Genomic DNA, 12,136 nt, shown 5'->3' on the forward strand with positions numbered 1-12,136 from the left:
TTCAAATCGACACATTCCGGTCTATACGCGCGGCTTCACGCGGGGATACAGCCTTGGAGGGTCCCCGCCTTAGCTTAGGAGAACAGACATGGCTGGTGAGATCCCAGATCTTAACGCCCAGGAACGCACGGGGACAGGCAAGGGCGCCGCTCGTCAGGCGCGTCGCGCCGGTATGGTTCCGGGCATCGTTTTTGGTGGCGACGTTGACCCGCTTCCGATCCAGATCCCGTTCAATGAACTGCTGAAGAAACTGAAAGCAGGCCGCTTCAAGTCGACCCTGTTCAACCTCAAGGTCGACGGTCATGACGATGTGCGCGTGATCTGCCGCGATGTGCAGCGCGACGTGGTCAAGGACCTGCCGACGCATCTGGACCTGATGCGCCTGCGCCGCACCACCAAGATCAACCTCTTCATCCCGGTTGAGTTCATCAACGAAGAAGAGGCCCCCGGCATCAAGAAAGGCGGCGTTCTGACCGCAGTTCGCCCCGAGGTGGAACTGGTTGTAACTGCGGGTGACATCCCGGAAAAGCTGACCGTCGACCTGTCGGGTCTGGATATCGGCGACACCGTGACGATCACCGACATCACGCTGCCCACAGGCACCAAGCCGACCATCGACCGCGACTTCGTGATCGCCAACATCTCGGCACCGTCCGGCCTCAAGGCTGCGGAAGACGAGGATGAGGGCGAAGAGGCGGCCGCCGATGAGGTCCCGGCCACCGAGCAAGCCGAAGATTGATTTTCGCGCAACGCTGAAATCTCAAAGCCCCGGGATACCCTCCCGGGGCTTTTTGCATTGAAGCGTTGGCCCGATCCAAGGCACAAAGACGCTGAATTGGAAATGGGAGCGCGCCATGCAGATCTTTGTCGGCCTCGGCAATCCGGGCAGCAAATACGCCCGCAACCGGCACAATATCGGCTTTATGGCGCTCGACCGCATTGCCGAGGATCACGGGTTTTCCCCGTGGAAATCCAAATTTCAGGGCAAGATCGCCGAGGGCATGCTTGGGCGCGAAAAGGTGCTGCTTCTGAAACCCGAAACCTTCATGAACCGCTCCGGCCAATCAGTCGGTGACGCCATGCGCTTTTACAAGCTGGAGCCGGACGACATCACCGTCTTTCACGACGAACTGGACCTTGCCCCCGGCAAGTGCCGCGTGAAACAGGGTGGCGGTCATGCGGGCCATAACGGGCTGCGCTCGATCCATGGGCATATCGGCGAGGCCTATCAGCGCGTGCGCCTTGGCATCGGCCATCCGGGCCACAAGGATGCCGTGTCGGGCTATGTGCTGCATGATTTCCCGCGCGCGGATGAGGACTGGCTAGGGCCTCTGATGGACGGGATCGCCAATGGCGCGGCGGATCTGGCCGCGGGTGACAGCGGCAAATTCCTCAATGCCGTGGCGCTCAAGGTCGCGCCGCCGCGCAGCTCGACCACGGCCAAGGCAAATCCGGCGACCAAAGCCACAGACAGCCCCCCACCCCCGCAAGAGGACACGCGCAGCCCGATGCAGAAACTCATGGACAAGTTTCGCTGATGCCTGGCTGGATCAAATGGAGTTTGCGCGTCACGTTGGTACTGGGACTGGCCATTGCCGCCGTGGCCTTTGTCAAACGCGAGGAAATCACCCGCCTGCTCGCCGTCAACACGCTGTTTGACGCTGACCGGATCGTTGCCAATTTCTCCAACATGGACCGGCTGTTCCTGCACCGCCCCGTGCCGCGCGGGAACGGGCGGGTCAGCGCCCTGCCCCACGGGCCAGAGATGGCTTTGCCCGACGGCACCATGGGGTGGATCAAGACGCGCGCGGTCACCGCACTGGTGGTCTTGCACAACGGGCAGATTGTGCATGAAAGCTACTACCAAGGCACCACTGCCGAGGACCGGCGCATCTCGTGGTCGATGGCCAAGAGCTACCTGTCCATGCTCTTTGGGCTCGTTCTGGCAGATGGCGACATCGCCGCGCTGGACGATCCAGTCACGAAATACGCCCCGGCGCTCAAAGGCGGGGCCTATGACGGGGCCTCGATCCTCAATGTGCTGCAGATGACCAGCGGTGTGGAATTCGACGAGGACTATCTCGACTACAATTCCGATATCAACCGCATGGGCCGGGTGCTGGCGCTGGGGGGCACGATGGACGGGTTCGCCGCCGGGTTGACCGAGACCGAGGCCACCCCGGGCGGGAACTGGGCTTATACCTCGATTGACACCCATGTGCTGGGCATGGTGATCCGGGGCGCGACCGGGCGGGATATCGCGGACCTGCTCTCCGAGCGCATCATCAAGCCCATGGGGCTTGAGGCCGAGCCCTACTATCTCACCGATGGCGAAGGCGTGGCCTTTGTGCTGGGCGGTCTGAACCTGACCACGCGGGATTATGCGCGGATGGGGCTGATGGTGGCACAGGACGGCCGCCTGAACGGGCAACAGATCGTGCCCGCCGACTGGATCGCCGCCTCCACTGCGCCCAGCGCCCCCACGAAACCCGGCAAGCTGGGCTATGGCTATCAATGGTGGATCCCCAAAGGCGCGTCAGAGGGCGAGGTCATGGCGCGTGGCATCTATGGCCAATATGTCTATATCGACCGCGCCCGCGACGTGGTGATCGCTGTGAATGCCGCCGACCGGCAGTTCCGCGATGACGGGGTGGATGATCAAAATGTTGAGATGTTCCGCAGGATCGCTACATCTTTAAAAAACTGATCACCGGAGACCGACCATGGAAAAAGACCCGTCTGTGAATGTGCTGGGCGGCGCGCTTGCGCCCTGCTCCACCGATCCGCTCACCGGTTTTTTCCGTGACGGGCATTGCAACACCTGCGCGGCCGATCAGGGCAGCCACACAGTCTGCGCGGTGATGACGGCGGAATTCCTCGCCTATTCGAAATATGTCGGCAATGACCTCTCGACACCTCGGCCCGAGTTCCAGTTCCCCGGGCTGAAACCCGGCGATCACTGGTGCCTCTGCGCCGCGCGCTTCCTGCAGGCCCATGACGAAGGCTGCGCGCCGCGGGTTGATCTCGGGGCCACGCACAAAGCCGCGCTAGACATCGTCCCGCTGGAGGTTCTGAAGCAGAACGCCCACACGACCTAGAGCGTGTCGGAGGAGCGCAAAACCGGTTCCCACTTTTGCGCGACATGCTTTAGCGCAACCCGGTCCTTCTTTGGCTCTGAAATATCCCCGCCGGAGGCAAGAAAGTTGCGACGCGCCACATCGCCGCAAAACGCCTCGCCGCATCGATGCGCGCCCAGCTACACGAAATCTTCACAAGATTTCGGTCCGATTTATTCAAAATAAATCGTTGCCTACTCCGCCCATTCCCAGGGACGTGTATAGGCCCCCAGCACATGGGTCACATCCTCTTCCCGCGCGGTACCTGACTTGGCGATCCGCGCCACAAGTCCGCGCTTCTTGTCGTCGATCACCTCGGCCACATAGGCATTGACCCCGCGCTCATCGAGCGCCGCGTTATAGACCCGGGTGATGGCGTGTTTGCGCAGGTCCGGCTTGAAAACCTTGCCAACGGCGGTTTTGGGCAGTTCATCAAGGATGGTCATATGCTTGGGATGGGCCGCGCGCTCATGCACATGGACCTTGCAATGCTCCAGTAGCTCTTCCTCGGTTACCGAGCCGCCATCCACCAGTTCCACAAAGGCACAGGGCAATTCCCCCGAATGCGCATCGGGCTGACCGATCGCCCCGGCAAAGGCCACCGCCGGATGGGCCAGCAGCGCCTCTTCAATATCCGCCGGGTCGATATTGTGGCCGCCGCGAATGATCAGGTCCTTGGCCCGTCCGGTGATCCACAGATAGCCGTCGCTGTCCACGCGCCCAAGATCGCCGGTGCGCAGGTAGCGGTCATGGTAGAACAGATCGCGGTTTTTCTCGGCTTCGGTATAGGTATTGCCCGCGTAGACGCCGGGATTGGCGACACAGATCTCGCCCACCTCGTCCACGGCGCATTCTTCGGCCCCGTTGCCCGCCTGCTTGATGATCTTCACATCGGTATAGGGGAAGGGGATGCCGATGGAACCCACCTTTTTCTGCCCCTCAATCGGGTTGCAGGACACAAGACAGGTCGCCTCGGTCAGGCCATAGCCCTCAACGATCTGCACGCCCGACGCCGCCTCGAACCGTTTGAACAGCTCCAGCGGCAGGGGGGCAGAGCCGGAAAACGCGTTTTTCACGGTCGAGATATCCGCATCCACCTTGCGCTGCATCAGCGCGGAAATTGCGGTGGGCACGGTGATGATGAACGAGATTTTCCAGCGCTCGATCAGTTTCCAGAAATTGTCGAATACCCCCTCGCCGCGATAACCTGCGGGCGTGGGGAACACCACATGCGCGCCGGAACTCAGCGCCGCCATCAGGATCACGTGGCAGGCAAAGACATGGAACAGCGGCAGCGGACAGATGATATTGTCCTCTTCGGTGAACAGCAGCGTATCGCCCAGCCAGCCATTATAGATCATGCCGGAATAGAGATGCTGCGCCACCTTGGGCATGCCGGTGGTGCCGCCGGTGTGGAAATAGGCCCCGACCCGGTCCTCCTGCGCATCCTCGAAATCCAGCGTGGTGTTGTGCTTTTTCAACTCGGAATGGAAGCTTTTCACATCCGCATGATGGTTGCCCGGGTTCTTCGGGCGAATGAGCGGCACAATCCAGCTTTTAGGCGGGGTCAGATAGCGGTTGAGGTCGATCTCGAGCACCGTGTGCACAGGCGGCGCATGGCGCACGGCCTCGGCCACTTTCTGGGCGATGTCGGTCTTGGGGAACGCCTTGAGCGTGACAACAACCTTGGCGTTGGTCTCGCGCAGGATGGCACCGATCTGTTCAGCTTCCAACAGCGGGTTGATCGGGTTCACGATCCCGGCCATCGCGCCGCCCAAAAGCGTGACGACCGTCTCGTTACAGTTGGGCAGGATATAGGCCACCACATCCGTGGGTCCGATCTTGAGCGAACGGAACAGGTTGGCCGCCTGACAGGATTTTTCGTGCAACTCCCGCCAGCTCAGCGTCTCGGCCTTGTCCGTCGGGCCCGAGGTGATCTGGTAGCTGATCGCGGGCCGGTCCGGGAAACGTCCGGCGGTGCGCGCCAGCATGCCATGCAGCGTGACCGGAACGTCGCGCGCCTCCCAAGGCATTTCGTTTTCAATGGCATTGCGGTCTTCCATGGACGCAAAACTCATGAACATCTCCTCCCTGAGCCCGCTTTCCGGGGCCTTGCATTGCGCGACAGGATGCGTGGCTTTGCGCCACCGCGCAAGAGTGACGCAGGGAGAGAGCGCAATAAGACGCCGCGTCGCAAAACGCGGGCCCGGAATTACTCTGCTGCGATCCCGTCGGTGAACTGCAACCGTGCCAGCCGCGCATAGAGCCCGCCCTGCGCCACCAATTCATCATGCGGCCCCATGGCAACGATGCGACCCTGATCCATCACAACGATACGGTCGGCCTTTTTCACCGTAGCCAGACGATGCGCGACGATGATCGTCGTGCGATCCTCGGCCAGCGCATCGACAGCCGCCTGCACCGCGCGTTCGCTTTCGGCATCCAGCGCGCTTGTCGCCTCGTCCAGCAGCAGGACCGGCGCATCCCGCAGGATGGCGCGGGCAATCGCAATGCGCTGTTTCTGCCCGCCCGAGAGCATCACGCCACGTTCGCCGAGGAAGCTGTCATATCCATCGGGCAGCGCGGCGATGAACTCATGCGCGGCAGCGGCCCGCGCGGCAGCCTCAATTTCGGTGTCCGACGCATCGGGACGACCAAAGCGGATATTGTCGCGCGCCGAAGCGGCAAAGATCATCGGGTCCTGCGGCACCAGCGCGATGGACTGGCGGAACACGTCCCGGCGCATGGCGGCGATATCCACCCCGTCCAGCGTGATCCGCCCCGAGGCCGGATCATAAAACCGCAGCAGCAGCTGGATGATCGTGGTCTTGCCTGCACCCGAAGGGCCGACCAGAGCCACGGTTTCACCCGGCGCAATATTCAGGCTCACCCCATCCAGCGCAGACACGTCCGGGCGCTGCGGATAAGCAAATTCCACATCTTCAAACGCGATTGCCCCGGTCACATTCGCAGGCAACGGCAATGGTTCGACGGGATCGGTCACCGCGTCCTCGGCATGGAGCAGTTCCACCAGCCGCTCGGTCGCACCCGCCGCGCGCTGCAGCTCGCCAAAGATTTCGGACAGCGCGGCGACAGAGCCCGCCACCATGACCGCGTAGATCACGAACTGCACCAATGTCCCGGCGCTCATCTCGCCCGCGCGCACATCCCGCGCGCCGATCCAGAGCACGCCCACGACACCGGTGAAGACCAGCAGGATCACGATGGCCGTCATCACCGCCCGCGTGGTGATCCGCTTCTTGGCGGCAACCAGCGATTTGTCCGTTACCTCGCCAAAGGCGCGGCGGGTCAGCAGCTCATGAGTAAAGGCCTGCACCGTCTGCACCGCGCCCAGGCTTTCGGAGGCGTTGCCCGACGACGCCGCGATCCAGTCCTGATTCTCCCGGCTCAGCACCCGCAAACGCCGCCCCAGCGTCATGATCGGAATGATAACCGCAGGCACGATCAGCAGGACCAGCCCCGTCAGCTTGGGTGACGTGGCCAGCATCAGCACCATGCCACCCAGGAAAATCAATAGGTTACGCAGCGCGATGGAGATGGAAGAGCCGATCACCGAGAGGATCAGCGTGGTGTCGGTGGTGATCCGGCTCACCACCTCGCCGGTCATGATTTTCTCGTAGAATGCGGGCGACAGACCCAGCACCCGGTCAAACACCGCCTTGCGGATATCGGTGACCACCTGTTCGCCCAGCCGCGTGACCAGCGCGTAACGCAGCGCCGTACCAATCGCCAGAAGCCCGGCAATGACCAATGCGGCGGTAAAATAGAGATCCAGCAGCGCGCCATCGGAGGTGTTGAAATTATCCACCACGCGGCGCACCGCCAGCGGCAATGTCAGTGACACACAGGCCGTCAGAATGAGCGCCAGAACCGACGCCACCATCAGCCCCCGATAGGGCCGCAGGAACGGCCAGAGCGCGCGCAGCGATCCGATCTGTTTCGACTTTTCCCGCTCTTCCTGGGGTTTCCCAATTCCTCTGGGCATGCGCGTCTCCGTCTGTTCCGGAGTGGTTTACGGAAACCGGGCCTTGGGGGCAAGCGGCGTGCGGTCGCGTCAGTCTTTCGTCGGAGCCGGGATGTGCAGGACCTGAACCCGCGCCGAAGCGTCCTCGGGCCACGGGCGGTCCCCCATCAGCAACTGCCCGCCCCAGCGCAGCATCAAAAGACTACCGTCATCAAGCTCATAAATGGTCGGATCATAGGAGAAGCCCTTGAACTCGCCCAATAATGACCTCCAGTAGCACGTATCCTCGTCATGCCCGGGCAACGCCACGCGACCAAGGATATCATTTGTCTCATTCGACACCATCAACAGTTCCCCATTCGGGTGTGTCCGGGTCGCCGTGGTTACATAGCTTGCGTCTTCGCCCAACCCAAACCAGACCGGCTGCCACTGATAGCGGAACGCGTCCGAACACAGCGGTGCCTCCGGAAGCACTCCCGGCAGGGTCCTCGCCCCCGTTGCGGTAAGGATCTGAGGCTCTCCGAAAGCGCCCTTCGTGCGTGAGACAGACGCAAGATGCGAGGCAAATAATTTCTGTCTCACTTCGGCCTGAAAGGGATTTCCGGCATAGGGCACAGTCCCGGTGATCCCGCCAGACGCGTCGCGGAATTCCACGGTCGAGACATTGCTGATATCCTCATAGTCCCACCGGGTCCCGCCATCCGTCTCCTTGACCTCGGTGACTTTGGTCGCAAGGTTCTTGACCAGAACCGCGGAATTGCCGTCCGGTCCTATCATCCCCAGAATGAAACGGCGGCGCTCAAGGCCGTCTGCCTTGGTCCAGTCATCCGGAGCAACGGTATAGATTTCGCTCAATGCGCCAGTGTTGATATCCAGTTCAAACAACCCCGCATCGGGTGCGCGCACATCCGGCGTTCCCCATTCCCGCTGGCTGGCAAACACCAGCAACCGACCATCGGGGGCGACGCGCGCATCCTGAACGACCACGCGTTTCCAGCCCTTGTAGCCGCGCCTGCCCGTGGACCGCCCATCCGCGTCAAACAGCTGAAAGCCCTCATCCGATAAGACAACAAACCCATCTCGCATCGCAACCGCCCGCCCGCCCTCGACCGCGATGGCCCAGCGCGGGGTCCCGTCGCGCTCCAGCGTTGCCAGCATATGTTGCGCAACCCCGCGGCGGCCGCTCTTGTCGCGCTTGTAATACATGAACGCATGCAGGTCCGGATGCCCGGCGACATAGCTCTGGGACATGAGGGAGACGATGTCATTGTCGGGAATATCGGTAAACCAGCCCGACCCGTCATAGGGCGCAGGCTCCTGCGCCACGGCGGGCACCACCTGATCGCTGCAGGCCCCGCTCAGACAGGTCTTGCCCAGCTTCTGGCGATAGACGGCCGGGATCTGCAGGTGATCGTCCTGCCGCGCGGCGCGCGCGGTCTGTTCCTGCGCCACGATCACCGCATCCTCCAGATACATGTCCGAGGTCAGCAGTGGCAGGAAATGCCGGGTAAAAACCGAATATCTCTGATCCGCCCCGTCCCCGCGCAGCCTGTCCAGCGCCGTCTGCCCCGCGCCTGCGGAATAGATCACGAAAGAGCCCTGCATCGGCTCGATCCGGCTGAGCCCGCGCGTGCGCCCCACCGACCGTGTGCCCTTGCCCTCGAACGGGTTGTCGCGGCAGGCGTCGATGATGGCCAGGCTCAGCGCCGCGCCCTGCGCCTCGATATCGTCCAGCACGCCGTTGACCCCGTTCTGTAACGGCAGGGACCGCCGCGCCAGAAGCCGTTCAGACCCCTGTTTCGGCGCGTCCGTGGGAATCAGGTAATTGATCCCCTCCGCGCTCCAGCCATGGCCGGAAAAGACAAAGGCAACCTCGTCCCCCGGCTCGATCCCGTCCACAAATGAGATCACCGCCTCTTCCAGCGCCAACTCGTCCAGATCAGTGTGATACTGGACGGCGTATCCCAGCGCCTCGAACGCCGCGCGATAGCCTTGGGCATCGGGGATCGTGTTCTGCAACGGATCCAGTGAGGTATAGGCGGCGTTGCCAATCACAAGCGCCTGTTTCGCGGCGACAGCGGGAAGCGCAGAAAGGGCAATGAAAACGGCGGCAAATATATGAAATTTCATACGCCGAAATCTGACCCAGCGAACCGGGTTTGTCCAGATTATGCTCGGGACAAACGCAAAGGTCATATCCGAGCCCAATGCCGCCGCAGGGATCGTTAACGGATCATTCGGTAAAGGAAATCTGGAGCGGGCGACGGGAATCGAACCCGTATCATCAGCTTGGAAGGCTGAGGTCTTACCATTACACAACGCCCGCTCGGCAGAAACGGGTGATAGGATATGGCGTTTTCGGGGTCAAGCACGTTCTCCCGAAGGGTTGGGCTTCTGCCATTCGTCGCCGGGTTTTCATCTCCGGGCGTACCGATCCACATGATCAACCCGGGCGCCCACGGGCGATGATCCGCGCCACCACCGGCGCGCCGACGATCACGATGACGATGCGCGTCAGATGGTGGGTGATCACGAACCCAAGGTCCGCCCCGGTGACGATGGCCAGAACGGTCATCTCGGCCTGTCCGCCCGGCGCGAAGGCAAGGAAGACGGGCACCGGATCGCCCAGGCCCAAGGCGGTCACCAGCCCCGTGAATCCTGCCGCCAGAGTGGCCAGCACCAGCACATAGGCCACGCCTGCCGCCACCACGCGCGTGACTTCTTTCCATGTCACGCCCAGAAAATGCACCCCGATTCCGCAGCCGATGAAAAACTGCGCCACGACGATGGCCTCGGCCGGTGGGCGCGAATGGATCACGTCGGTGAGCGACAGCGCCGCCGTCACGATCATCGGGCCAAGGATCGACGCGCCGAACAGGCCCAGCCGCACTCCGCCCTTCCAGCCGACCCAGGCCGCGACGACCATGATCGCCATCTCATGCCATGGCAGGCTTGCCGCGGGATCGCCAATCGGGTTGGTCAGCGCCGCGCCATAGAACTGGCTCAGGATGAACGGTGCCAGCGTGACGATGATCAGAACCCGCGTCGCATGGATCAGCGACAGCGCGCGTGGATTGCCCCCCGCTTCGGTGCCGAAAATCACCATGTCCTGCAAGCCACCCGGCATCGCCGCGTAATAAGCGGTGGGCGCGTCGAAGCCCCAGAGCCTGCGGAAAAACGGAACGCCAACCAGCGCGATAAGCGCGATAAAAACCGGGATCAGCGCCACGGACAGCGCCATACGCGGCAATTCCGCGATAACGTCCGGAGTGATGGACGCGCCCACCGCCACCCCAAGGATTGTCCGCGCCGCGACGGACACCTGCCCGAATCCGGTGATCGGCAGATGCGCCAGCGCAGCGGCCAGACAGAAGGCCATTGGACCAAACAGGAAGGGTAATGGCAGGCCAAGCACCCAAAACAGCCCTCCCCCGGCGCTTGCCAGAAGAAACGTCAGGCCACGGCGGACCAAGGTCGTTTCAGGAACAGATACGCGCAAACCCGCCTCCCACGTGTCTTGACGCTTTAGGTCTACGATTGTATCCATTTGGATACAAGATGTTTCCGGAGATCCCCATGACCGCAGATAATGACAGCACCCCACAGGGGAACGCCGCCTATGCGCGGCTCATGTCAGACCTGCGTGCAGGCAGGTTGCACCCCGGCGACCGGCTGCGCGAAACGGAACTGGCGGAGCGGTTGGGTATGTCGCGCACGCCGGTGCGCGAAGCGATCCGCCAGATGGAGGCCGACGGTATCGTCACCCATGTGCCGCGTCAGGGGGCAAGCATCCGCAGGCTGGACTATGCCGAGGTCATGGAGCTCTATGAAATGCGCGCCGTTCTGGAAGGCACCGCCGCGCGTCTGGCCGCGCGCGCCGCGTCGGATATCGAAATCGTAGAACTCCTAGACATGAACCAACAGCTTGGCGCGCTGGGAAATGTGCCCGAGGCTTTCCAGCTCAATCGCCGGTTTCACAGCGCTCTTCTGGAAGCGGCGCGCAACCGTTTTCTAACCCGCTCCATTCAGGCGCTGCAAAAATCGCTGCTGATCCTTGGTCCCTCGACATTGACGCAATCCGACCGCGCCGAGAAGGCCGTCCGCGAACATGCCCGCGTTCTCGACGCGATCAAGGCGCGCGATGGAGCCTGCGCCGAAACCGCCATGCGCGCCCATATCGAGGCGGCACAGCGGGTCCGTGTGCGCGCCTTGCGGGCGCTGTCGGGCCAGAGCCATGACGGAGACCTGCTGTGACCGGCCCGACAGCGCTCACATACTGACCGTCCTCAAAGCCCATGGAACAGACCGTGCTGCCGCCCGCCCCTCTGATACCAAAACCGTAAAAGGCAGGCATCGGCATCCGGGGGCTACGCGTTCAGATCGGCGCGATCAAGTCCTCGCCCCGGGCGCGATTGGAATTCACCTTGGGATCAACCCGGTAAAATTCCAGCACGTCCTCATTGGCCGCCCGCATCAGCGTTGCGGCCCCTTTACCCTCTTCGCCCAGCCACAAGGCCCAGTCCCTTGGCTCAAGAATGACCGGCATACGGTGATGGATCTGGCGCATCCGGTCATTCGCCCCGGTCGTCACGATGGCACAGGTCCGGAACGCCTCTTCGCCGCGCGCCCAATCCTGCCAGACTGCCGCAAAGGCCAGCGGCGCGCCGTCAGAGCGGTGGATATACCATGGCAGGCGCTTGCCTTCGCCATCCTTGGTCCATTCATAGAACCCCGTCGCCGGGATCAGGCAGCGCCGCTCGCGACAGGCCGCGCGAAACGCCGGTTTCTCGGCAATCGTCTCGGCCCGGGCATTGATCAGCAGCGGGCCATCGGTGGGCGTTTTGTACCAATGCGGCAGGAACCCCCAGCGCATGGATTGCAGGTGGCGCTGTCCCTCACCGGCCCGGATCACATGGATCTGTGTGGTGGGGCAGACATTGTAATTGGGCACATCCGGAAGGTCATTGGCCGGCGTCGCCGCGAAAAGCTGCGCCATCGCATCGGGGGGCAAGGTGACTGCGAAACGTCCACACAT

General features: G+C 62.4%; 10 protein-coding genes and 1 tRNA gene. 5 read left to right on the plus strand and 6 right to left on the minus strand.

The features are described from left to right. Positions 1–88 precede the first annotated feature (88 nt). The 4 genes from PGB28_RS06220 (at position 89) to PGB28_RS06235 (ending at position 3,098) form a co-directional block, all read left to right on the plus strand. Entirely contained in the window at positions 89–739 is a 651-nt protein-coding gene (locus PGB28_RS06220; protein WP_271420634.1) for a 50S ribosomal protein L25/general stress protein Ctc, read from the plus strand. Positions 740–854: 115 nt separating this feature from the next. Then, positions 855–1,538, plus strand: coding sequence for an aminoacyl-tRNA hydrolase (gene pth, locus PGB28_RS06225; RefSeq protein WP_271420635.1), 684 nt, complete (start codon positions 855–857; stop codon positions 1,536–1,538). Continuing rightward, a complete protein-coding gene (locus PGB28_RS06230; protein WP_271420636.1) occupies positions 1,538–2,707 on the plus strand; it encodes a serine hydrolase domain-containing protein in 1,170 nt (389 codons plus the stop codon). The genes pth and PGB28_RS06230 overlap by 1 nt, the downstream gene beginning before the upstream one ends. Before the next feature lie 16 nt (positions 2,708–2,723). Further along, positions 2,724–3,098: a DUF2237 family protein gene (locus PGB28_RS06235; RefSeq protein ID WP_271420637.1), complete on the plus strand. Its 375-nt coding sequence runs from the start codon at positions 2,724–2,726 to the stop codon at positions 3,096–3,098. Between the two features lie 212 nt (positions 3,099–3,310). Here the strand turns inward: PGB28_RS06235 and PGB28_RS06240 are convergent, their stop codons facing one another. The 5 genes from PGB28_RS06240 to PGB28_RS06260 all read right to left on the minus strand — a co-directional run bounded on the left by PGB28_RS06240 (position 3,311) and on the right by PGB28_RS06260 (position 10,573). Further along, positions 3,311–5,194: an acyl-CoA synthetase gene (locus PGB28_RS06240; RefSeq protein WP_271420638.1), complete on the minus strand. Its 1,884-nt coding sequence runs from the start codon at positions 5,192–5,194 to the stop codon at positions 3,311–3,313. Between the two features lie 134 nt (positions 5,195–5,328). Beyond that, complete coding sequence (locus PGB28_RS06245) at positions 5,329–7,122, minus strand: ABC transporter transmembrane domain-containing protein (RefSeq protein WP_271420639.1); 1,794 nt, start codon at positions 7,120–7,122, stop codon at positions 5,329–5,331. A gap of 69 nt (positions 7,123–7,191) precedes the next feature. Then, a complete protein-coding gene (locus PGB28_RS06250; RefSeq protein ID WP_271420640.1) occupies positions 7,192–9,231 on the minus strand; it encodes a caspase family protein in 2,040 nt (679 codons plus the stop codon). A gap of 122 nt (positions 9,232–9,353) precedes the next feature. Beyond that, positions 9,354–9,427: transfer RNA gene (locus tag PGB28_RS06255), tRNA-Gly, on the minus strand. 117 nt (positions 9,428–9,544) lie between these two features. Continuing rightward, entirely contained in the window at positions 9,545–10,573 is a 1,029-nt protein-coding gene (locus tag PGB28_RS06260; RefSeq protein ID WP_408636220.1) for an AbrB family transcriptional regulator, read from the minus strand. A 104-nt stretch (positions 10,574–10,677) separates the two neighbouring features. Between PGB28_RS06260 and PGB28_RS06265 the strand changes: the two genes are divergently transcribed. After that, a complete protein-coding gene (locus PGB28_RS06265; RefSeq protein WP_271420642.1) occupies positions 10,678–11,355 on the plus strand; it encodes a GntR family transcriptional regulator in 678 nt (225 codons plus the stop codon). 121 nt (positions 11,356–11,476) lie between these two features. On the opposite strand, the gene PGB28_RS06270 is transcribed toward PGB28_RS06265, so the two are convergent. Continuing rightward, entirely contained in the window at positions 11,477–12,136 is a 660-nt protein-coding gene (locus PGB28_RS06270) for an SOS response-associated peptidase (protein ID WP_271420643.1), read from the minus strand.

Source organism: Primorskyibacter aestuariivivens (genome assembly GCF_028023675.1).
GTDB classification, from domain to species: domain Bacteria; phylum Pseudomonadota; class Alphaproteobacteria; order Rhodobacterales; family Rhodobacteraceae; genus Marinovum; species Marinovum aestuariivivens.

Coding starts and splice junctions, on each gene's coding strand:
- PGB28_RS06220 (WP_271420634.1), top strand. CDS start 89: ATGGCTGGTGAGATCCCAGATCTTAACGCCCAGGAACGCACGGGGACA.
- pth (WP_271420635.1), top strand. CDS start 855: ATGCAGATCTTTGTCGGCCTCGGCAATCCGGGCAGCAAATACGCCCGC.
- PGB28_RS06230 (WP_271420636.1), top strand. CDS start 1,538: ATGCCTGGCTGGATCAAATGGAGTTTGCGCGTCACGTTGGTACTGGGA.
- PGB28_RS06235 (WP_271420637.1), top strand. CDS start 2,724: ATGGAAAAAGACCCGTCTGTGAATGTGCTGGGCGGCGCGCTTGCGCCC.
- PGB28_RS06240 (WP_271420638.1), bottom strand. CDS start 5,194: ATGAGTTTTGCGTCCATGGAAGACCGCAATGCCATTGAAAACGAAATG.
- PGB28_RS06245 (WP_271420639.1), bottom strand. CDS start 7,122: ATGCCCAGAGGAATTGGGAAACCCCAGGAAGAGCGGGAAAAGTCGAAA.
- PGB28_RS06250 (WP_271420640.1), bottom strand. CDS start 9,231: ATGAAATTTCATATATTTGCCGCCGTTTTCATTGCCCTTTCTGCGCTT.
- PGB28_RS06265 (WP_271420642.1), top strand. CDS start 10,678: ATGACCGCAGATAATGACAGCACCCCACAGGGGAACGCCGCCTATGCG.
- PGB28_RS06270 (WP_271420643.1), bottom strand. CDS start 12,136: ATGTGTGGACGTTTCGCAGTCACCTTGCCCCCCGATGCGATGGCGCAG.